Origin of the sequence: Kitasatospora sp. NBC_00458 (assembly GCF_036013975.1) — a bacterium.
Lineage (GTDB): Bacteria > Actinomycetota > Actinomycetes > Streptomycetales > Streptomycetaceae > Kitasatospora.
Window position 1 is genome coordinate 2,476,781 of record NZ_CP107904.1, and the last position, 21,276, is coordinate 2,498,056.

The 21,276-nt window shown below is 72.0% G+C and carries 14 protein-coding genes and 1 tRNA gene; 11 read left to right on the forward strand and 4 right to left on the reverse strand.

Annotated elements, in window-relative coordinates; genetic code table 11:
- Nucleotides 1–133 precede the first annotated feature (133 nt).
- Nucleotides 134–2,818, reverse strand: coding sequence for a DNA polymerase I (gene polA, locus OG550_RS09635; protein ID WP_327683768.1), 2,685 nt, complete (start codon nucleotides 2,816–2,818; stop codon nucleotides 134–136).
- Nucleotides 2,819–3,087: 269 nt separating this feature from the next.
- On the opposite strand from polA, the gene OG550_RS09640 reads away from it, so the two are divergent.
- The 6 genes from OG550_RS09640 (at nucleotide 3,088) to OG550_RS09665 (ending at nucleotide 9,957) form a co-directional block, all read left to right on the forward strand.
- A complete protein-coding gene (locus OG550_RS09640) occupies nucleotides 3,088–3,564 on the forward strand; it encodes a PaaI family thioesterase (protein WP_327676273.1) in 477 nt (158 codons plus the stop codon).
- Between the two features lie 600 nt (nucleotides 3,565–4,164).
- Nucleotides 4,165–5,397, forward strand: coding sequence for a branched-chain amino acid ABC transporter substrate-binding protein (locus OG550_RS09645; RefSeq protein ID WP_327676274.1), 1,233 nt, complete (start codon nucleotides 4,165–4,167; stop codon nucleotides 5,395–5,397).
- 136 nt (nucleotides 5,398–5,533) lie between these two features.
- Nucleotides 5,534–6,463 (forward strand): branched-chain amino acid ABC transporter permease, encoded by a 930-nt coding sequence (locus OG550_RS09650; RefSeq protein WP_327676275.1) that lies wholly within the window; start codon nucleotides 5,534–5,536, stop codon nucleotides 6,461–6,463.
- A gap of 5 nt (nucleotides 6,464–6,468) precedes the next feature.
- Nucleotides 6,469–8,394 carry a branched-chain amino acid ABC transporter permease gene (locus OG550_RS09655; protein WP_327683770.1) on the forward strand — a complete coding sequence of 642 codons (1,926 nt, stop codon included), beginning with the start codon at nucleotides 6,469–6,471 and terminating at the stop codon, nucleotides 8,392–8,394.
- Between the two features lie 7 nt (nucleotides 8,395–8,401).
- Complete coding sequence (locus OG550_RS09660; RefSeq protein WP_327676276.1) at nucleotides 8,402–9,244, forward strand: ABC transporter ATP-binding protein; 843 nt, start codon at nucleotides 8,402–8,404, stop codon at nucleotides 9,242–9,244.
- Complete coding sequence (locus tag OG550_RS09665) at nucleotides 9,241–9,957, forward strand: ABC transporter ATP-binding protein (protein WP_327676277.1); 717 nt, start codon at nucleotides 9,241–9,243, stop codon at nucleotides 9,955–9,957. Before OG550_RS09660 ends, OG550_RS09665 begins: the two co-directional genes overlap by 4 nt.
- A 106-nt stretch (nucleotides 9,958–10,063) precedes the next feature.
- On the opposite strand, the gene OG550_RS09670 is transcribed toward OG550_RS09665, so the two are convergent.
- Entirely contained in the window at nucleotides 10,064–10,720 is a 657-nt protein-coding gene (locus tag OG550_RS09670) for an ANTAR domain-containing response regulator (RefSeq protein ID WP_327676278.1), read from the reverse strand.
- A 92-nt stretch (nucleotides 10,721–10,812) separates the two neighbouring features.
- Between OG550_RS09670 and OG550_RS09675 the strand changes: the two genes are divergently transcribed.
- Both OG550_RS09675 and OG550_RS09680 read left to right on the forward strand, forming a co-directional pair.
- Nucleotides 10,813–10,898: transfer RNA gene (locus tag OG550_RS09675), tRNA-Leu, on the forward strand.
- A gap of 101 nt (nucleotides 10,899–10,999) precedes the next feature.
- Nucleotides 11,000–11,782 carry a helix-turn-helix domain-containing protein gene (locus OG550_RS09680; RefSeq protein WP_327676279.1) on the forward strand — a complete coding sequence of 261 codons (783 nt, stop codon included), beginning with the start codon at nucleotides 11,000–11,002 and terminating at the stop codon, nucleotides 11,780–11,782.
- Between the two features lie 41 nt (nucleotides 11,783–11,823).
- Here OG550_RS09680 and pyk read toward each other — a convergent pair whose 3' ends face one another.
- Nucleotides 11,824–13,254 carry a pyruvate kinase gene (gene pyk / locus OG550_RS09685; RefSeq protein ID WP_327676280.1) on the reverse strand — a complete coding sequence of 477 codons (1,431 nt, stop codon included), beginning with the start codon at nucleotides 13,252–13,254 and terminating at the stop codon, nucleotides 11,824–11,826.
- Nucleotides 13,255–13,540: 286 nt separating this feature from the next.
- Here pyk and OG550_RS09690 point away from each other — a divergent pair, with 286 nt between their 5' ends.
- From OG550_RS09690 to OG550_RS09700, 3 genes are read left to right on the forward strand one after another with little or no spacing between them, the layout of a single operon-like run.
- Complete coding sequence (locus tag OG550_RS09690) at nucleotides 13,541–14,629, forward strand: substrate-binding domain-containing protein (protein WP_327676281.1); 1,089 nt, start codon at nucleotides 13,541–13,543, stop codon at nucleotides 14,627–14,629.
- A gap of 9 nt (nucleotides 14,630–14,638) precedes the next feature.
- Entirely contained in the window at nucleotides 14,639–16,297 is a 1,659-nt protein-coding gene (locus OG550_RS09695; RefSeq protein ID WP_327676282.1) for an extracellular solute-binding protein, read from the forward strand.
- Entirely contained in the window at nucleotides 16,284–16,970 is a 687-nt protein-coding gene (locus tag OG550_RS09700; RefSeq protein WP_327676283.1) for a hypothetical protein, read from the forward strand. Before OG550_RS09695 ends, OG550_RS09700 begins: the two co-directional genes overlap by 14 nt.
- 158 nt (nucleotides 16,971–17,128) lie before the next feature.
- On the opposite strand, the gene OG550_RS09705 is transcribed toward OG550_RS09700, so the two are convergent.
- A complete protein-coding gene (locus tag OG550_RS09705) occupies nucleotides 17,129–20,671 on the reverse strand; it encodes a helix-turn-helix transcriptional regulator (protein ID WP_327676284.1) in 3,543 nt (1,180 codons plus the stop codon).
- Between the last annotated feature and the right edge of the window lie 605 nt (nucleotides 20,672–21,276).

A 21,276-nucleotide genomic window follows, 5' to 3' on the forward strand; every position in this document is an offset into this window, starting at 1 on the left:
GTGCCGTCGCCCGGAGGGCTTCCGGGTGCGCGGTGCGCGGCGTCACTGCACGCCGTCAGTGCACGCCGTCAGTGCGCGGCGCCAGTTCACGCCATCACTGCGCGCCGTCAGTGCACGCCGTCGGTGCACGCCGTCAGTGCGCGGCGGCCTCCCAGTCGGCGCCGACGCCGACGGAGACGTCGAGCGGCGCGCGCAACGGGTAGGCGCCGGCCATCTGCTCGCGGACGACCGCCTCGACCTGCTCGCGCTCGCCGGGGGCGAGTTCGAGCACGATCTCGTCGTGCACCTGGAGCAGCATCCGGGAGTTCAGCGCGGCGGCGGTCAGTGCCTCGTCGACCCGCAGCATGGCGATCTTGACGATGTCGGCGGCCGAGCCCTGGATCGGGGCGTTGAGGGCCATCCGCTCGGCCATCTCGCGGCGCTGGCGGTTGTCGCTGTTGAGGTCCGGCAGGTAGCGGCGGCGGCCGAGCAGGGTCTCGGTGTAGCCGGTGGCGCGGGCCTCGTCGACGACCCGGCGCAGGTAGTCGCGGACGCCGCCGAACCGCTCGAAGTAGGTGTCCATCAGGCCCTGCGCCTCGGCGGGCTTGATGCCGAGCTGCTGGGAGAGCCCGTACGCGGAGAGTCCGTAGGCGAGGCCGTAGGACATCGCCTTGATCTTCCGGCGCATCTCGGCGTCGACGGCGGCGCCCGGCACCTCGAAGACCTGGGAGGCGACGGTGGTGTGCAGGTCCTCGCCGGTGGCGAAGGCCTCCAGCAGCGCCTCGTCCTCGGAGAGATGGGCCATGATCCGCAGTTCGATCTGCGAGTAGTCGGCGGTGAGCAGCGACTCGTAGCCCTCGCCGACGACGAAGGCGCGGCGGATCATCCGGCCCTCCTCGGTGCGGACCGGGATGTTCTGCAGGTTCGGGTCCTGCGAGGAGAGCCGGCCGGTGGCGGCGACCATCTGGTTGAAGGTGGTGTGGATGCGGCCGGCCGGGGAGACGGTCTTGAGCAGGCCCTCGACGGTGGTGCGCAGCTTGGCCTGGTCGCGGTGGCGGAGCAGGATGACCGGCAGCTCGTTGTCGGTCTGGGTGGCGAGCCAGGTGAGGGCGTCGGCGTCGGTGGTGTAGCCGGTCTTGATCTTCTTGGTCTTGGGCAGGGCGAGTTCGCCGAAGAGGATCTCCTGGAGCTGCTTGGGCGAGCCGAGGTTGAACTCGTGGCCGGCGGCGGCGTGCGCCTCCTCGACGACGCGCTGGATCTCGGCGGCGAACTGCGACTCCAGGCCGGTGAGCCAGGTGCGGTCGGCGGCGATGCCGGTGCGCTCCATGCGGGCGAGCAGGGCGGCGATCGGCAGCTCCATGTCGCGCAGCAGCCCGGTGGCGCCGACCTCGGCGAGCCGGGTGTCGAAGAGCGCGGCGAGGTCGAGCACGGCGCGGGCCTGGAGCATCAGCGCCTGGGCGCCCGCGGTCGGGTCCTCCTCGGGGGCGTCGAAGGCGAGCTGGCCGGACTCGGCGGCGGGGGCCGGGGCGAGCGAGCGGGCCAGGTACTCCTCGGCGAGCACGTCGAGGGTGAAGGTGCGGCGGCCGGGCTTCTCCAGGTAGGCGGCGAGGGCGGTGTCGGCGACGACGCCGCCGATCTGCCAGCCGCGCTCGGCGAAGGCGCGCATGACCTGCTTGGCGATGTGCAGGGCCTTGGGGGCGGCCGGGTCGGCCAGCCAGGCGGCGAGGGCGCGCTCGTCCTCCTCGGCGAGCAGGGCCGGGTCGAACCAGGCCGCGGTCTCGCCGGCGGCGAGCGCGATCTCGGTGACCTCGCCGCTGCCGAGCGCCCACCGGTAGACGGCGGCGAGCGCGACCGGCGCCTTGCCCGCGGCGTGCTGCCCGAGCCAGGCGGCGAGCGTGCCGGGGTCGGTGAGCAGTTCGCCGTCGACCTCGATGCCGGGGGCGAGCTCGGTCTCGGCCTCCGCCTCGGCGCCGGACGGGTCGATGCCGAGGACGCGGTCGCGGAAGTTGGCGTTGCGGAACTCCAGCGACTCCATCAGCGTGGTGACGGCCGCCTTGTCGAAGGCCGACCGCTCCAGGTCGGTGACGCCGAGCGGGAGTTCGACGTCGCGGACCAGCTCGGTGAGGACCCGGTTGCGCTTGACCGAGTCGAGGTGCTCGCGCAGCTTCTCGCCGATCTTGCCCTTCACCTCGTCGGCGCGGGAGACCAGTTCGTCGAAGGAGCCGAACTGGTTGACCCACTTGGCCGCGGTCTTCTCGCCCACGCCGGGGATGCCGGGGAGGTTGTCGGACGGGTCGCCGCGCAGGGCGGCGAGGTCCGGGTACTGGCGGGGGGTGACGCCGTACTTCTCGGCGACCTTCTCCGGGGTGTAGCGGGTGAGTTCGGAGACGCCCTTGGTCGGGTAGAGGACGGTGACGTGCTCGGTGACCAGCTGGAGGGAGTCCCGGTCGCCGGTGACGATGTCGACGTCGAAGCCGGCCGCCTCGGCGGCGGTGGCCAGGGTGGCGATGATGTCGTCGGCCTCGAAGCCCTCGACGGTCATCCGCGGGACGTTCATGGCGTCGAGGAGTTCGCCGATCAGGCCGATCTGGCTGCGGAACTCGTCCGGCGTCTTGGCGCGGTTGGCCTTGTAGTCGGGGAACTCGGCCGAACGGAAGGTCTGGCGGGAGAGGTCGAAGGCCACCGCGAGGTGGGTCGGCCGCTCGTCGCGCACGGTGTTGGCGAGCATCGAGGCGAAGCCGTACACCGCGTTGGTGGGCTGGCCCGTAGAGGTGTTGAAGTTCTCCACGGGCAGCGCGTAGAACGCCCGGTAGGCCATGGAGTGCCCGTCGAGCAGCATGAGGCGGGGCCGCGACCCGGCTCCGCCGCCACCCGCCGCGCCCTTGTCCGTACTCTGCGTAGCCACGTCAACGTCCGTTCCTGCCGATTCCACTACCGGCCACCGATCCTATGGCCCGGCACCGACAAAAAGGGCACGCCCGCGACGGAGGCCCCCCGGTCCCGCCCGCCACGCCCGTCTCCCCCGCCACCGCCACTACCACCGAGTAGGACGGTCGTACGATCACAGGCAGCACGACGACGCGACCCCCGAGCGGCAGGAGCTCCCCCATGACCGACCCGGCCCCCGAAGCGGCCACCGACGCGGCCACCGTCCTCGACATCCCGCAGGAGATGCTCGACCACTTCGCCAAGCTCGGCGTCGACCCGGCCACCTTCTCCGGCGGCAGCCTCGGCGAGAAGCTGGGCATCCGGATCGTCGAGGCCTCGGGCGACCGGGTGGTCGGCACCATGCCGGTCGACGGCAACCAGCAGCCGTACGGGCTGCTGCACGGCGGCGCCTCGGCGGCGCTGGCCGAGACCCTCGGCTCGGTCGGCGCGATGCTGCACGCCGGCCCGGGCCGGTACGCGGTGGGCGTCGACCTCAACGCCACCCACCACCGCTCGGCCACCTCCGGGCTGGTCACCGGAGTGGCGACGGCGGTCTTCAAGGGCCGCACCGCGGCGACCTACGAGATCGCGATCACCGACGACACCGGCAAGCGGGTCACCAGCTGCCGCCTGACCTGCATGCTCCGCGACCTCTGACGCGCACCCGCCGCGCCGACCCCTTCGACAAGGGGCCGGCGCAGCGGACTGATCATCAAATCCCTTGCCCGCCCCCTTGTTTGACCTTCGACAGCCCTGGGAAGTCGTTGGTCCAGACAAGGGGGCGGTGGCATGTCCACGGACTTTTTCACAGACTTCCAGAGATGTAACACTGCGTAACAGCTAGGAAATCCGACTATCCGGCGGACCGCGGGGGGCGAGCCCATCCGGAAATTCCCCGCCGAACGGCCGCGCGTCCGATATTCGGACGTGCACGCCCGACCCCAACACCGCGGACACCCATGTCCGATTATCGGAGAGTCCAGGAGTCACCTGCACTTCTGCGCCTTACACAGGGCCAGTTGAGGCCAGGACCCCCGGCGGGGCCGGGCCGGTCGAACCGAAACGACCACATGCTGAGACGGCTTCTCCGTGTGCTCATAACAAGAGAATCACAGCCTCGCCGCACCACTGCCCGAGCCGCCCAACGGCATCTAGAGTCACGGCCAGTCACCGCGCCACCGGATTGGGCCAGGCCCATCGCGCATCCAGGCTCCCGCCACTCAGGCGCGGCGCCCTCCTGAACCGAAGGGGACCCCCGTGCGTCATCGTTCAGCAGTTGTCGTGAGCATTGCCGTGATCGGCGCCCTGAGCCTCACCGCGTGCGGCTCCCGCGACGACAAGAAGTCCGGCGACAGCGGCAACGCCGGGGGCGGCACCACCGTCACCATCGGCGTCGACGCCCCGCTCACCGGCGACCTCTCCGCCCTCGGCCTCGGCATCCGCAACTCCGTCGAGCTCGCCGTCAAGCAGGCCAACGAGAAGAACGAGGTCCCCGGCGTCAAGTTCCAGATCAAGGCCCTGGACGACACCGCCAAGCCCGCCCCCGGCCAGCAGAACGCCACCCAGCTGGTCGCCGACAAGGACGTCCTCGGCGTCGTCGGCCCGCTCAACTCCAGCGTCGCCCAGTCCATGCAGCAGATCTTCAACGACGCCAACCTCGTCCAGATCTCGCCCGCCAACACCGGCGTCGCCCTCAGCCAGGGCGAGAAGTGGGCCAGCGGCGTCAAGGCCCGCCCCTTCAAGTCCTACTTCCGCACCGCCACCACCGACGCGGTCCAGGGCCCCTTCGCCGCCGACTTCCTCGCCAAGGACGCCAAGAAGACCAAGGTCTTCCTCATCGACGACCAGAAGACCTACGGCGCCGGCCTCGCCGCCACCTTCAAGGCCCAGTTCATCAAGAACGGCGGCACCATCGTCAACGAGGAGCACGTCAACCCCGACGACCGCGACTTCGCCGCCGTCGTCACCAAGGTCAAGTCCTCCGGCGCCGAAGCCGTCTACTACGGCGGCGAGTACCCCGCCGCCGGCCCGCTCTCCCTCCAGCTCAAGGACGCCGGCGTCAACATCCCCCTGATGGGCGGCGACGGCATCCAGAGCGGCGACTTCATCAAGCTCAACCCCAAGAGCCAGGGCGACTACGCCACCGCCGTCGGCCTCCCCGTCGAGTCGCTCCCCACCGCCGCCAAGTTCATCGCCGACTACAAGACCGCCGGCTACAAGGACGCCTACGAGACCTACGGCGGCTACTCCTACGACAGCGCCTGGGCCATCATCCAGGGCGTCAAGGCCGTCGCCGCCGCCAACGGCGGCAAGCTCCCCGACGGCGCCCGCGCCAAGGTCGTCGAAGCCGTCCAGAAGGTCTCCTTCGAAGGCGTCACCGGCAAGGTCTCCTTCGACGAGTACGGCGACACCACCAACAAGCAGCTCACCGTCTACACCGTCAAGGACGGCAAGTGGGCCGTGGAGAAGTCCGGCACCTTCAACGGCTGAACCGCCCGGCTGACCTGACGTCAGCAGCACCACAGCACGTCGGAGTTACCCCGCGCGGGGGCGCCACCAGTGCCCCCGCGCGCACCCACATCCACCACCCACGCGGACACCCCACACGCACAACGGAGGCCCAGCGGTGCACGACCTACCGCAGCAGCTGGCCAACGGCCTGATCCTCGGAGCCCTCTACGGACTCGTCGCGATCGGCTACACGATGGTCTACGGCATCGTCCAGCTCATCAACTTCGCCCACGGCGAGATCGTCATGGTCGGCGGCTTCGGCGCCCTGACCGCCTACCTCGCCCTCCCCGGCGGCACCACCCTGTGGCTGGCCCTACCGCTGATGCTGATCGCCGGCATCCTGGTCTCCACCCTCACCGCCGTCGCCGCCGAACGCTTCGCCTACCGGCCGCTGCGCTCCGCACCCAGACTCGCCCCGCTCATCACGGCGATCGGCCTCTCGATCCTCCTCCAGCAGCTCGTCTTCTCCTTCTACCCCGACGCCAAGAAGGCCCGCGTCTTCCCCAAGATCCCCGGCGACCCGTTCGAGATCGGCTCCGTCGCCATCCAGCGCAGCGACCTCTTCCTGATCATCGCCGCACCCCTCTGCATGATCGCCCTCGGCTGGTTCGTCACCCGCACCCGCTCCGGCCGCGCCATGCAGGCCACCAGCCAGGACCCCGACACCGCGAAGCTCATGGGCATCGACACCGACCGGATCATCGTCCTCGCCTTCGCCATCGGCGCCGCCTTCGCCGCCGTCGCCGCCGTCGCCTACGGCCTGCGCAGCGGCCAGGTCGACTTCCGGATGGGCTTCATCCTCGGCCTCAAGGCCTTCACCGCAGCCGTCCTCGGCGGCATCGGCAACATCTACGGCGCCATGCTCGGCGGCGTCGCCCTCGGCCTCGCCGAAGCCCTCGCCACCGGCTACATCCAGCACCTGCCCGGCATGGACCTCTTCGGAGGCGGCGCCTGGAAGGACGTCTGGGCCTTCGTACTCCTCATCGTCGTCCTGCTCGTGCGGCCCCAGGGCCTGCTCGGCCAGCGCGTCGCGGACAGGGCGTGAGCACCATGACCACCACCGAGACCACCCCGGTCATCAACCTCCCCGGCCGCGCCGCCACCCTGCTCACCGGCATCGGCGCCACCGCCACCGTCGCCTCCGCCCTGATGTCCTGGACCTGGACCTCCGACTTCCCCGGCGACCTCACCTACTACGGCTCCCCCGCCGGCCTCCAGTGGCTCGCCCTCATCGCCGGCCTGCTCACCCTCGCCCTGCTGCTCGCCACCCAAGGCACCCCCGGCCTGCGCTGGGCCGCCCCCAGCCGCAGCAACAACGCCGTCCTCCTCGCCGCCACCGGCGCCGTCGCCGTCAGCTGGTTCTCGGTCATCGCGATCGCCACCGACCTCGGCGGCCTCGCCAACCTCGAACCCGGCGGCTGGACCGCGGCCCTCGGCTCCCTGCTCGCCCTCGCCGGCAGCCTCGCCCTGCCCCTCGACCGGCGCACCGCCGTCCCGCTGCGCTTCCTCGACCAGCGGCTCTTCCTGCTCGTCCCGATCGCCCCGGTGCTCTGGTTCGCCACCCACGCCGTGCCCGAGGACAAGCCCGTCGCCCCGGTCCTCACCGCCGTCGCGGGCGCCGTCGTCATCGCCACCGGCGCCGTCCTCCTCGTCCAGCTCGGCCACCTCGCCAACTCCTGGCTGCGGATCGGCACCGTCCACCGCCCGCTCCCCGCCGCCCGCACCCTGCCCTCCTGGGCCGAGGTCGCGCTCATCGTCGCCGCCTTCGCCATCGGCCTGTTCGCCATCACCTTCGGCATCGACACCGAGTACGGCGAACTCTTCACCGCCTACCTGCTGCTCGCGGCCTCCGTCGCCGCCGCACTCGGCAAGGCCGGGCTGCTGATCCGCGTACGCGCCCTCACCGTGAAGTACCGGACCGTCACCACCGGCGCCGCCTTCGCCGCCGCCGCCAGCTTCCCGTTCACCCAGACGAGCGACCAGTACACCTCCGTCGCCACCAACATCCTGATCTTCGCCACCGTCGCCCTCGGCCTCAACATCGTCGTCGGCCTCGCCGGCCTGCTCGACCTCGGGTACGTCGCCTTCCTCGGTGTCGGCGCCTACGCCGCCGCCCTGGTCTCCGGCTCCCCCGCCTCGCCGATCCACGTCCAGTTCCCGTTCTGGGCCGCGATGCTCACCGGCGCCGTCGTCTCCATGGTCTTCGGCGTCATCATCGGCGCCCCGACCCTGCGGCTGCGCGGCGACTACCTCGCCATCGTCACCCTCGGCTTCGGCGAGATCTTCCGCATCACCATGCTCAACCTGAACGGCACCACCGGCCCCAAGGTCACCAACGGCTCCAACGGCATCCCCCGGATCCCCGACCTGGAGATCCTCGGCTGGAACCTCGGCAAGCCCACCACCGTCTTCGGCGTCGAGCTCGGCCGGTTCTCCAACTACTACCTGCTGATGCTCCTCGTCACCGCCGTCGTCGTCCTCGTCTTCGCCCGGGTCGGCAACTCCCGCATCGGACGCGCCTGGGTCGCCATCCGCGAGGACGAGACCGCCGCCGAAGCCATGGGCATCAACGGCTTCCGCCTCAAGCTCCTCGCCTTCGCCCTAGGCGCCTGCCTCGCCGGCCTCGCCGGCACCGTCCAGGCCCACGTCAGCTACACGGTCACCCCCGACCAGTACACCTTCGCCGAGGCCCTCCCCCCCAACTCCGCGTTCCTGCTCGCCGCCGTCATCCTCGGCGGCATGGGCACCATCAGCGGACCCCTCGCCGGCGCCACCCTCCTCTTCCTGATCCCCAAGAAGCTCGAATTCCTCGCCGACTACCAGCTCCTCGCCTTCGGCATCGCCCTCATCGTCCTGATGCGCGTCCGCCCCGAAGGCCTCATCCCCAACCGGCGCCGCCAGCTGGAGTTCCACGAGGCCGCCATCCCCGCGCAGCCCACCGGCGACAGCGTCGCCCTCACCAAGGCAGGGGCGTGACCCCCAGATGACCACCACCGACGCCCCCGCACCGGCCGGCACCGCACCCGCCCCGGCCCGGCCCCTGCTCGAAGTCACCGGCGTCACCATGCGCTTCGGCGGCCTCACCGCCGTCAACGACGTCTCCCTCACCGTCGGCCGCGGCGAGATCATCGGACTCATCGGCCCCAACGGCGCCGGCAAGACCACCTTCTTCAACTGCCTCACCGGCCTCTACGTCCCCACCGAGGGACGCGTCGCCTACCAGGGCACCGTCCTGCCGCCCAAGCCCCACCTCGTCACCCAGGCCGGCATCGCCCGCACGTTCCAGAACATCCGGCTCTTCGCCAACATGACCGTCCTGGAGAACGTCCAGGTCGGCCGGCACAGCCGCATGCACCAGGGCCTCTTCTCCGCCATCCTGCGCGGCCCCGGCTACCGGCGCTCCGAAGCCGAGAGCCGCGACAAGGCCATGGAACTCCTGGCGTTCACCGGCCTCGCCGACAAGGCCGACCACCTCGCCCGCAACCTCCCCTACGGCGAGCAGCGGAAGCTGGAGATCGCCCGCGCCCTCGCCTCCGACCCCGGCCTCCTGCTCCTCGACGAACCCACCGCCGGCATGAACCCCCAGGAGACCCGCGCCGCCGAGGAACTCGTCTTCGCCATCCGCGACCGAGGCGTCTCCGTCCTCGTCATCGAGCACGACATGCGCTTCATCTTCAACCTCTGCGACCGCACCGCCGTGCTCGTCCAGGGCCAGAAGATCGTCGAGGGCGACCGCGAAACCGTCCAGAACGACGAGCGCGTCATCACCGCCTACCTCGGCGCCCCGCTCGAAGGCACCGCCCCCGTTACGGAGACCGACCAGTGACCGCACTCCTCGACGTCAGGGACCTCCGCGTCGCCTACGGCAAGATCGAAGCCGTCAAGGGCATCAGCTTCACCGTCAACCAGGGCGAGGTCACCACCCTCATCGGCACCAACGGCGCCGGCAAGACCACCACCCTGCGCACCCTCTCCGGCCTCCTCAAGCCCGCCTCCGGAACCATCACCTTCGACGGGCAGGCCCTCGACACCGTCCCCGCCCACAAGATCGTCGCCCTCGGCCTCGCCCACTCCCCCGAAGGCCGGCACATCTTCCCCCGCATGACCATCGAGGAGAACCTCCTCCTCGGCGCGTTCCTGCGCAACGACACCGACGGCATCACCAAGGACGTCGAACGGGCCTACGGCCTCTTCCCCATCCTCGGCGAACGCCGCAAGCAGGCCGCCGGCACCCTGTCCGGCGGCGAACAGCAGATGCTCGCCATGGGCCGCGCCCTGATGTCCCGGCCCAAGCTGCTCATGCTCGACGAGCCCTCCATGGGCCTCTCGCCGCTGATGATGCAGAAGATCATGGCCACCATCGTCGAACTCAAGGCCGACGGCACCACCATCCTGCTCGTCGAGCAGAACGCCCAGGCCGCGCTCTCCCTCTCCGACCGCGGCTACGTCATGGAGACCGGCCGCATCGTCCTCCAGGGCACCGGCGCCGACCTCCTGCACGACGAGTCCGTGCGGAAGGCCTACCTCGGCGAGGACTGACCCCCGCCCCGCGAACGACCGAGCGCACCACGGGGCGCCACAGGGCGCACGACGGAGGGCCCGGCAGCGATGCCGGGCCCTCCGTCGTACCTCACGCCCGCCGGGCCTACTCGGCCTTCGCCTCGTCGGCCTTCTTCTTGTCCTGGGCCTCGCCCTCTTCGATCACGGCCTCCGCGACCGCCGCCATCGTCATCCGACGGTCCATCGAGGTCTTCTGGATCCACCGGAACGCCGCCGGCTCGTTCAGCCCGAACTTCGTCTGCAGGACGCTCTTCGCCCGGTCCACCAGCTTGCGGGTCTCCAGCCGCTGGGTGAGATCCGCGATCTCCTCCTCCAGCGTCCGCATCTCCGTGTACCGGGACACCGCCATCTCGATCGCCGGCACCAGGTCGCTCTTGGAGAACGGCTTCACGATGTATGCCATCGCACCCGCGTCCCGCGCCCGGTCCACCAGCTCGCGCTGCGAGAACGCCGTCAGCATCAGCACCGGCGCCAGGTGCGCCTCGTGGATCTGCTCCGCCGCGGACAGCCCGTCCAGCACCGGCATCTTCACGTCGAGGATCGCCAGGTCCGGCTTCAGCTCCTGGACCAGCCGGACGGCCGTCTCCCCGTCCCCGGCTTCGCCGACGACGGTGTACCCCTCCTCTTCCAGCATCTCCTTGAGGTCGAGGCGGATCAGCGCCTCGTCCTCGGCGATCACAATGCGGGTGATCTGGGGCGAATCGGTCTCAAGCGGCTCTGCCTGCTCGTCGGCGGTGCTCACGGGGCTCCTCGTTCCGGCGGGGTACTGCATGCACGAGGGTACCTAGCTGCGCCGAGCAACGTGCGCAGGGTATCCTTCACGGGCGCGAACTTGCCGGGTTGGTGGAAGGGCAGACACGATCGCCTCAAAAGCGATTGCTCGAAAGGGCGTGTGGGTTCGAATCCCACACTCGGCACCAGAATTTCCCTCGAATTCCCAGGCCATGGGAAGTTCATCACATCGAGTGGCCCCCAAGAGAAGGCCACGCCGGGCCGTCGGCCGCGGCAGATGCTGTCGCACATGACGAACGCCTCCGTGCGCGAACAAGCCGTCCACCTCCTGCGCCGCGGCACCCGCAACACCGAGGTCGGCCGCCGCCTCGGCGTCCCGTCCGGCACGGTCTCCTGGTGGAAGCACGAGGACCTCGCCAGGCACGGCACGCTCCCCGGCCGCAAGCGGTCGACCTGTACGCACTGCTACGGCGACGCCCTGGATCAGCCCGCCTACTCCTACCTGCTCGGCCTCTACCTCGGCGACGGCCACATCACCTGGCCCGAACAGCACCGCAGCGCAAGCCTGTTCATCACCTGCGACAACAAGTGGCCCGGGATCATCGACGCGGTCGACCAGGCCATGCGCCGGGTCATGCCGCGCAACAAGCCCTGCCGCGTCCGTCGGACCGGCTGCCAGGTGGTCAAGCTCTACTCCCAGCACCTGTCCTGCTACTTCCCCCAGCACGGCCCGGGAAAGAAGCACGAGCGCGCCATAGCCCTCGAACCCTGGCAGCAGGAGATCGTCGACGCCCATCCCTGGGAGTTCCTCCGCGGGCTGATCCACTCCGACGGCTGCCGCATCACCAACTGGACGACCCGCACCGTCGGCGGCGTCCCGAAGCGCTACGAGTACCCGCGCTACTTCTTCACCAACACCTCGGCCGACATCGTCCGCCTCTTCACGGACACCCTCGACGCCGTCGGAGTCCGGTGGAGGTCCGTCACCCGCCCCACGGGCGCCGTCAACGTCTCCGTCGCCCGCAAGGCCTGCGTCGCCCTGATGGACACCCGCATCGGCCCGAAGTACTGACGCCGGTGCGGCTCCGCCGGGGCGGAGCCGCACCGGGGCGGTCAGTCGTCGAGCGTGCCCACGTGGTGGACGCGGACGAGGTTGGTGGAGCCGGCGAGGCCGGGCGGGGAGCCGGCGGTGATGACGACGATGTCGCCCTTCTCGCACCGGCCGAGGGAGAGCAGGGCGGCGTCGACCTGCTCGACCATCTGGTCGGTGGTGGGGGCGAACGGGCCGAGGAAGGTCTCCACGCCCCAGGTGAGGGCGAGTTGGCTGCGGACGGCGGGTTCGTAGGTGAAGGCGAGGACGGGGATCGGCGAGCGGTAGCGGGTCAGCCGGCGCGCGGTGTCGCCGGACTGGGTGAAGGCGATCAGGTACTTGGCGTGCAGGAAGTCGCCGATCTCGGCGGCGGCCCGGGCGACCGCGCCGCCCTGGGTGCGGGGCTTGCTGCCCGCGGTGAGCGGCGGGAGGCCGGCGGCGAGGATGTCCTCCTCCGCGGCCTGGATGATGCGGCCCATGGTGCGGACCGTCTCGACCGGGAACTTCCCGACCGAGGTCTCGCCGGAGAGCATGACCGCGTCGGTGCCGTCGAGGACGGCGTTGGCGACGTCGGAGGCCTCGGCGCGGGTGGGCCGGGAGGTGTTGATCATCGAGTCGAGCATCTGGGTGGCGACGATGACCGGCTTGGCGTTGCGCTTGGCGAGCTTGACGGCGCGCTTCTGGACCATCGGGACCTGTTCGAGGGGCATCTCCACGCCCAGGTCGCCGCGGGCCACCATGACGCCGTCGAAGCGGTCGACGATGGAGTCGAGGTTCTGCACCGCCTGCGGCTTCTCGATCTTGGCGATGACCGGGACGAAGCGCCCCTCCTCCTCCATCACGCGGTGGACGTCCTCGACGTCCTTGCCGCTGCGGACGAAGGAGAGGGCGATCAGGTCGGCGCCGGTCCGCAGGGCCCACCGGAGGTCGGCGACGTCCTTCTCGCTGAGCGCGGGGACGGAGACGGCGACGCCGGGGAGGTTGAGGCCCTTGTGGTCGGAGACGAGGCCGCCCTCGATGACGAGGCAGCGGACCCGGGGCCCGTCGACCTCGACGACCTCCAGGGTGACGCGCCCGTCGTCGACGAGGATCCGCTCGCCGGGGGTGACGTCGCCGGCGAGGCCGGGGTAGGTGGTGCCGCAGCCGTTCTGGTCTCCCTCGACGCCGTTGTCGGTGGAGATGGTGAACAGGTCGCCGCGTTCGAGAAGTACGGGGCCTTCGGTGAAGGTGCCCAGGCGGATCTTCGGGCCTTGAAGGTCGGCGAGCACGCCGACGCTGCGGCCGGTCTCGTCCGCGGCCTTGCGGACCCGGCGGTAGCGCTCCTCGTGCTCGATGTGGGAGCCGTGGCTCAGGTTGAAGCGGGCGATGTCCATCCCGGCGTCGACCAGGGACTTGATCTGGTCGTACGAGTCGGTGGCGGGCCCGAGGGTACAGACGATTTTTGCTCGGCGCATACAGCTGAGCGTAGGCATTACCGGCGCGTAACGTCGACGCGCGTCCGGACCGCGGGATGACCGTTGCCGTAAGGAGAGTTGAACATATCTGACACGGTGTCGGACCGGTGTGCGAGAGGTCCCCGCCGACGGCCGCGGATCGACCTCCGATGCGATTCCGTGAAGGGGTGTTCACCCCTGGTTCACCGTGGCTTCCGCCGTCGCTCGCGGCCCGGCGGGACGCTCGTCACCCGGGTGGGGATCGCCCGGGGCCCGTGAGGGATCCGACGAGGGGGAAGCGTCCGGCATGAAGCGTGCGTTCGGGGTGCTGGCGGCACTGCTGCTGCTCGGCGGGGTGGCGTTCGCACTCCTGAAACCGGTGAATGACGATCCGAAGGACTCCGGGGCCGTCAACGTCTCCGGGGTCATCGGATCGGAGAAGCGCGAGTTCTTCGACGATGCCGAGGTCAAGAAGGAACTCGCCGCGAAGGGCCTCACGGTGAAGGTGCTGAGCGCCGGGTCCTGGCAGATGGCCGACAACCTGGACGGCATGGACTTCGCCTTCCCGGCCAGCCAGCCGCCGGCCGACGCGATCCGCGCCAGCAGGAAGATCACCGAGACGGCGATCCGCCCGTTCTACTCGCCCCTGGTGATCATGGCCCACGAGGGGACGGCCAAAGCGCTGGCCGCCAACGGACTGGCGAGCCAGGACCCGGTGTCGAAGGTCTGGACCTTCAAGATGGACCCGTACCTCGACGCCGTCCGGTCGGGCCGGAAGTGGGACCAGCTCACCGGCGACAAGCCCGGCGAGCTGTCCGGGGACATCTACCTCACCACCACCGACCCGACCTCGTCCTCCTCCGGCGCGATGTACGTCGCGCTGCTCTCCTTCCTGGAGAACGGCCACCAGCCGGTCGCGGACGTCGCGGGCGTGGAGAAGACCAAGGGGCTCCTGCACACGGCGATCACCAAGCAGGGCGCCCTGAAGAAGTCCACCGACGAGCCGTTCGCGGACTTCCTGTCGAACGGCGGCGGTGCGCTGGTGCTCGCGTACGAGTCCCAGGCGGCCGAACTGGTCGTGAAGAAGAAGGCGCCCGAGGACCTGGTGGTGCTGTACCCGGACACCACGGTCTACTCCGACCACACCGTCGTCGGACTCACCGAGAACGGCCGGAAGCTGGCGGACCAGCTCAACGGCAACCCGAGGCTCCGCGAGCTGGCGGCCCAGTACGGCTTCCGCCCGCAGGGGGACACCAACGCGTTCGGTCAGCAGCTGAAGAGCGCGAGCGGTTCGTTCAACCTCGCCCCCAACCTGAGTGCGGCGAAGGTGAAGCAGGCTCCGATCCCGGTGGCGGACATGCTGCAGAAGTTGATCGACGGCGCGACGAAGGGCTGAGCGGGGGACATGACGAGCGGGACGGCGAAGATGCGGAAGAGCGGGGCACGGGGTCTGGCGGCGGGTCTGGCGCTGCTGGTGGCGACGGTGACGGCGTGCACGTCGGCGAAGACCGATCCGCCGCCGACGGCGAGCCGGCCGCCGGCGCCGACCGCGCAGGCGGGCGTGCTGCGGGTGCTCGCGGGCAGTGAGCTGCAGGACATGGCGCCGGTGCTGGAGGAGGCGCAGAAGGCGACCGGGGTGACCGTGCAGTTCGACTGGACGGGGTCGCTGGACGGCGCGGACGCGGTGTCCTCGGGCAAGGCGGACGGCAAGTACGACGCGATCTGGTTCCCGTCGAACCAGTACCTGCACCTGGACGACGGGAGCAAGTCGAAGCTGCTGTCGGAGACGCCGGTGATGGCCTCGCCGGTGGCGTTCGGGATCCGTACGTCGGTGCTGGCCGAGCTGGCGTGGGGCGACGGTTCGAAGGTGACCTGGGGGAACCTCGCGGAGGCGGCGGCCGCCGGGAAGCTGGCGTACGGGATGGCGGATCCGTCGCGGTCGAACTCGGGGTTCTCGGCGCTGGCGGCGGTGGCGGCGGCGTTCTCGGGGGCCAGTGCGGCGCTGACCGAGGCGGACGTGCAGAAGGCGACTCCGTCGCTGAAGCAGTTCTTCGCCGGGCAGAAGCTGACGTCCGGGTCCTCGGGCTGGCTGACGCAGGCGTACTCCCGGGCCGAGCAGGGCTCGGTGGGGGCGCTGGTGAACTACGAGTCGGTGCTGCTGTCGTTGAACAAGACGCTGCCGGCGGACCAGCAGCTCACCGTGGTCCGCCCGACCGACGGTGTGGTGACGGCCAACTATCCGCTGACGCTGCTGAGTTCGTCGGCGCAGCGGGAGCGGGAGGCGTTCCAGAGGCTGACGGCGTACCTGCTCAAGGACGATGTGCAGAAGCGGATCACCGATCTGACGCTGCGCCGTCCGATCGGGGCGGGGGTGGCGCCGGCGGCCGGTCTGCCGACGGACCGGAAGCACGAGTTGCCGTTCCCGGGTACCCGTGCGGTGGCGGACGGGCTGCTGTCCTCGTACCAGAACGAGCTGCGGCGGCCGTCGCGGACGGTGTACGTGCTGGACACGTCGGGTTCGATGGCGGGGCAGCGGCTGTCGTCGCTGAAGGCGGCGATGGGTCGGCTGACGGGGGCGGACGACACGCGGGGGGTGCGGCGGTTCCGTGACCGGGAGGAGGTCACGCTGATCTCGTTCGCGTCGAAGGTGAAGTCGACGAAGACGCACGCGGTGCCTTCGGGGGCGGCGGCGCAGCAGGAGTTGGCGTCGATCAACGCGGACGTGCAGGCGTTGTCGTCGGACGGCGGTACGGCGGTGTACTCGTCGTTGCAGGAGGCGTACCGGGTGATCCAGCGGCAGCAGGCCGCGGCGGGGGACGACCGGTTCACGTCGATCGTGCTGATGACGGACGGGGAGAGCAACGAGGGGGCGACGGACAAGGACTTCCGGTCGTTCTACGGCGGGTTGCCGGCGGCGCAGAAGTCGGTTCCGGTGTTCCCGATCCTGTTCGGTGATGCGGCGAAGGGGCAGTTGCAGGGGATCGCGGATCTGACGGGGGGCAAGTTGTTCGACGGGACGGGTTCGCTGGACGGGGCGTTCGAGGAGATCCGTGGCTACCAGTAACGGTGGTGGCGAGGTGGGTGGGCGGGTGCTGCGGTACCTGGGGTCGGTCCGGAACATCGCCGCCTGTGCGGCGGGTGCGGGTGGGCTGGGGCTGCATTTCGCGGGGTACGGCGGGGTGTGGTGGCCGGGGATCGTGGCGGGGTTGTACGGCGCGGTGGCGTTGTTGGTGCCGGGTGGCGGGCCGCGGGGGGCGCAGGGACCACAGGGGCAGCAGGGGGCGGTGACGCCGGGGGGTTCGCCGGGTGTCCTGTCGGGGTCCCCGTCGGTGGCTTCGGTGTTGGAGGAGACGTCGGTCTCGGTGTCGGTTCCGCCGGTGGCGCCGGCTCCGGCTCCGGCTCGGCCGGTGTCGACGGTTCCGCCGGTCGCCGTGGTCCCGCCGGTCGTGCCGCGGTCGGCTCAGCCGCCGCCGTACTGGCCGGAGTTGGACGCGCTGGCGGCGTTCGTGCGGTCGGCGCCGCTGCCCGCGTCGGCGGGGGTGCCGGTGTTGCTGGAGCGGTTGCGCGGTGCGGGGCCGGGGCCGACGACCGAGCCGATCGTGGTGCGGCGGCTGCCGTTGGCGGTGGACGGCTATCTGCGGGCGCGGACCTGGCAGCCGTGGACGCCGAACGGGGCCGATCCGGCGGCGGAGCTGGCGCGGGCGGTGGACGAGATGGCGGCGCTGGTCCCGGCGTAGCGGGGGCCCGTCGCGGTGGGGCGGGCGTACGGGAGGGGTGGGCGGGGTCTTCCGCCCGCCCCTCCGGCGTGTCCGCCCGCCCGTCCGGCGTGGCCGCCGACCTCCCGGCATGTCCGCCGGTGCCTCCGGCGTGTCCGCCCGCCCGTCCGGCGTGGCCGTCACGCTTCCAGGACGCCCGCCAGTTCCAGCCTCCGCCGTATCCCGAGCTTGCGGAAGCTGTTGGTCAGGTGGGTCTCGACCGTGCGGACCGCGAGGTGCAGCATGGCGGCGATCTCGGCGTTGGAGTGTCCGGCGGCGGCGAGTCGGCAGATCCGCAGTTCGCTGTCGGTGAGCGCCTCGGCGCCCGCGTGTTCGCCGCGGCCGATGCGGGCGCCGGAGGCGCGGAGCGATTCGAGGGCGGCGGCGCGCTGGCGGACGGCGCCGAGGCGTTCGGCCCGGCCGGCGGCCTCGCGCAGGGCGCGGCGGGCGGCGCCGCGGCGGCCGCCGTCGGCGAGGAGGCGGCCGTAGGTGATCAGGGCGGGGATGAGTTCGGTGTCGAGTTCGGCGCCGCGGACGAGTTGGACGGCCTCGGCGGCGAGGTCGAGGCCGTGGCGTCCGCCGGTGGCGGCCGCGAGGGTGCGCAGGGCGCGGCCGACGGTGCGGGGGGTGCCCCAGACGCGGGCGAGCCGCAGTTCCTCCTCGGCGAGGGCGACGGCGGGGCCGGGTTCGCCGAGTTGGAGGTGGCAGTCGGCGGCGGCGGAGCGCCAGGGGGTGACGATGGGGCTGCGGACCTGTCGTTCGCCTTGGCGGCGTCCGCATTCGAGGAGGTCGGCGAGGGCTTCGGCGGGTTCGCCGGAGGCGAGTTTGAGCAGGCCGCGGGCGTAGAGGTACTCGTTCCACTCCCAGGAGTCCTGGGCGCGGTCGGCGGCGACGGCGCGGGAGAGTCCGTGGGCCTGCCAGAGGCGACCGGTCTCGACGAGGGCGAGGACGGCCTGGGCGACGAGGTGGGCGTTCTGCTGGCCGAGGAGTTCGGTGTACCGGCCGGGTGAGGGGTCCTCGCCGGCGTGCGGGGTGGTCGCCGGTGCCGGGCCCGGGGTGGTGGCCGGTGCCGGGCCCGGGGTGGTGGGCGGGGTCCTGGTGCCGGCGGTGTCGGAGCAGGCGCCGCTCCACCAGGAGCGGTCGGTGGCGTCGGTGGTGCCCCGGGGGTGGAGCCGGGGCAGTCCGGGCGGTCCCCAGGGGGTGGACCGCGGGGCGGGCGGGGCGGGGGGTGCCGGGCGGGTGGCGGGTGGGGTGCAGGGGCCGGGGGCGGTGAGCGCGTAGTCGTCCAGGAGGGCCTGGTACTCGCCGCGCATGATCCTGGTCTCGGCGCGGACGGAGAGCAGGCACTGGTAGCCGGGGTCGAGCGGTCCGCCGCGGTAGGCGGTGAGGCCCCGGGTGACGAACTCCTCGGCCTGGTCGAGCTGGTCGCTCCACTGGGCCAGGGTGGCGAGGGAGACCAGCAGGTAGGAGCGGCAGAGCGGGTCGACGGCGGAGCCGTCGAGCTCGCGGACGCGTTCGGTGACGTCGGCGGCGGAGAGCAGTCCGCTGGTGGCGTCGAACTCGGTGAGCAGGGCGTAGGCGGGCGGTGCGAGCCGGTGGGGGGTGCGGGCGGCGAAGCGCTGGACGCCTTCGACGACCTGGAGCCAGCTGCGGCCGTCGTGGGCGGCGATCTGTGCGGTGGCGGCCTGGACGGCGTGGACGAGGTCCTCGTGGTCGGCGAAGCGGTCGGCGAGTTCTTCCATGAGTTCGAGTGCGGCGGCGGTGTCGCCGCGGGTGGCGAGGACGGCGCCGAGGGTGCCGGCGGCGCGGAAGAGGCCTTCGTCGGACTGCTGGAGGTGGACGGCCTCGGCGAGGTGGCGTACGCCGGCGGTGCGTTCGGCGGGGCCGAGGGTGACTTCGAGGCTGCCGAGTTCGGTGAGCAGGAGGCCGCGCTGGCGGTCGCTGAGGGGTTCGGCGAGGACGCGGCGCAGCAGGGCGGCGGCGTCGGCGGGGCGGTCGGCGTCGGCGGCTTTGCGGGCGGCGCGGCGGAGGGTCTCGGTGGCCCAGCGGGGGGTGGGGGCGGCGGTGAGCAGGAGGTGGCCGGCGATGCGTTCGTCGGGGGCGCCGGCGCGGTGGAGGTGTTCGGCCGCGGCGCGGTGGACGTCGGCGCGGTGGCCGGGGCCGTGGCCGGCGAGGACGGCGTCGGCGAGGAGGGGGTGGGCGAACTGGGGCCAGCTGCCGGGGGCGGGGGTGTCGAGGTGTCCGTGGGCGGTGAGGTCGGTGAGCCAGCCGGTGAGCCGGCCGGGGTCGGCGGCGGTGAGGTCGGCGAGGAGGGGGACGAGGTCGGCGTGGGCGGTGCCGGGGGCGGGGGTGGTCGCGGCGGGGTGTTCGCGCATCCGGGCGAGGACGCGGGCGGCGGTGACGGCCTGGTTGCCGCCGCCGTGCAGCCAGGTGTCGACGGCTTCGGCGAAGGCGCTGCCGGGGAGGGCGGCGCAGGTGTCGGGCAGGGTGGTGCGGGTGTTCCGGGGGGCGGACGGGGCGGTGCGGGTGTCGGTGCGGGTGTCGGGGAGGGTGGCGGTGCCGGCGGGGCGGAATGCGTCGGCGGGTTCGCCCGGGCCGTGGTCCGGACTGCGGCCGGGGCCGTGATCGGGGCGGGGGCCGGGCGCTGTTCCGCGGCCCGGGAGGGGCGCCGGAGTCGGGTGGAGCGCCGGAGCCGGGTGGAGGAGCGTCGGGCCGGGGCGGAGCGCCGGAGTCGGGTGGAGGAGCACCGGGGCGGACGCCGGTTCCAGCTCGCGCTGCCCCGGGACCGGCTCGTACGGGTCTGCCGCGGGCTCGTACCGGCCCGGGCCCGGTTCGAGGCGTCCCGGGTCCTGCTCGTACCGGCCCGGCCCGTACCCGCCGGGGGCGGGCTCGTACCCGCCCGCGTCCGGCCCGCGCCACCCCGGCCCGAGGTCGCCGAGGAGCGCGGTGAGCAGCAGCGGGTTGCCGCCGGTGGCGCGGGCGCAGTCGGCGGCGAGGGCGGGGGACGTGCCGGGGCCGAGGTGCTGTTCGGCGAGCCGGACGGCGGCGGGGGTGCTGAGCGGGCCGAGCCGGAGGGTGGTGGCGAGTTCGGCGGGCAGGTCGCGGCCGAACCGGTCGGGCGGGGTGTCGAGGGTGTTCTGGCGGCGCTCGGTGGCGAGGAGCACGACGGGCAGCCGGTCGATCCGGCGGGCGACCTGGCGCAGCCAGCGGCGGGAGGGTTCGTCGGCGAGGTGGACGTCGTCGACGGCGAGCAGGACGGGGTGGTGGTGGGCGTGCAGGCGGAGCAGGGACCAGAGGGTGGCCTCGGCGGTGTCGGGGTCGGTCCCGTTGCCGGTGCCCTGGGGGTTCGGCGGGTTTCCGTACGGGAAGTGGCCGAAGGGGAAGTGGCCGTACGGGACGTGGCCGTAGGGGCCGACCGGGGCGGGGCCGGTGTCGAAGAGCTGGCGGGCGGCGGCGTACGGGGTGGCGGCCTCGTCCGCCGAGCAGCGGGAGCGGAGCACGGTGGTGCCGGTCGCGGCGGCGCGGCGGGCGGCCTCGGCGAGGAGGGCGCTGCGGCCCGTCCCGGCGGCTCCGGTGAGCAGCAGGACGCTGCCGGTGCCGGTCCTGGCGGCCTCGGTGTGGTCGGTGATCCGCCGCAGCTGTGGTTCGCGTTCTGCGAGGCGGGTCGAGGTGGCGGTGTTCATCCGGCTCCCCTTCTCTCCCCTCTGCCCTCTCCGGGCGCCCGCTGCCGTCCGAACGGGCAGTGTCTCCCGTTGTATCGGGTAAATGGCTTGACCTCCTATTCACGCGTTCCCCGGGGGGTGCGGTTCTCGCCCCGGCGGACGGGTCCGGACGGGGCCCCGCACGGGGCGTCCGGCGGGCGGGCGGCGGGTGTCCGGGGTGCGCGAACGGGTCGGTCCACGGGCCGCGAACGGGTCGGTCCGGGGTGCGTGCCGGGGTGGGGCGGTCCGGCGGCCGGGTCCGGGACCGGGGGCCCGGGGCTGCGGTGACCTGGGGCCCGGTCGTGGCACCCCCGGGTGACCCGGGGCCCGGGCACGGGTGGGACCGTGGTCCCGGTCGGCGGCCCGATCTCGTGGTGGACCACGATGGCCGGGAGTGGTCCCCGGCGGGAAGAGTGGTGTCCGTTCCGGGGCACGGGCAGCGCTCCGGTTCGCCGTCGAACGGTTCACCACTCCACGAGGGGACGCGGCGCCCGTGCGGTTCGGCGTCCGTTGTCGGGGTGGCCGGGCCGGTTTCTCCAGGAGGGGGCCAGATTTGACTGTCCTGCACACCGAGTACGACCGCCGGG

What these genes read in the sequence shown, in the direction of transcription:
- polA (WP_327683768.1), bottom strand. Translation starts at nt 2,818, where the DNA reads ATGCTGCTCGACGGGCACTCCATGGCCTACCGGGCGTTCTACGCGCTG.
- OG550_RS09680 (WP_327676279.1), top strand. Translation starts at nt 11,000, where the DNA reads ATGACGAACGCCTCCGTGCGCGAACAAGCCGTCCACCTCCTGCGCCGC.
- OG550_RS09640 (WP_327676273.1), top strand. Translation starts at nt 3,088, where the DNA reads ATGACCGACCCGGCCCCCGAAGCGGCCACCGACGCGGCCACCGTCCTC.
- OG550_RS09655 (WP_327683770.1), top strand. Translation starts at nt 6,469, where the DNA reads ATGACCACCACCGAGACCACCCCGGTCATCAACCTCCCCGGCCGCGCC.
- OG550_RS09695 (WP_327676282.1), top strand. Translation starts at nt 14,639, where the DNA reads ATGACGAGCGGGACGGCGAAGATGCGGAAGAGCGGGGCACGGGGTCTG.
- pyk (WP_327676280.1), bottom strand. Translation starts at nt 13,254, where the DNA reads ATGCGCCGAGCAAAAATCGTCTGTACCCTCGGGCCCGCCACCGACTCG.
- OG550_RS09690 (WP_327676281.1), top strand. Translation starts at nt 13,541, where the DNA reads ATGAAGCGTGCGTTCGGGGTGCTGGCGGCACTGCTGCTGCTCGGCGGG.
- OG550_RS09660 (WP_327676276.1), top strand. Translation starts at nt 8,402, where the DNA reads ATGACCACCACCGACGCCCCCGCACCGGCCGGCACCGCACCCGCCCCG.
- OG550_RS09705 (WP_327676284.1), bottom strand. Translation starts at nt 20,671, where the DNA reads ATGAACACCGCCACCTCGACCCGCCTCGCAGAACGCGAACCACAGCTG.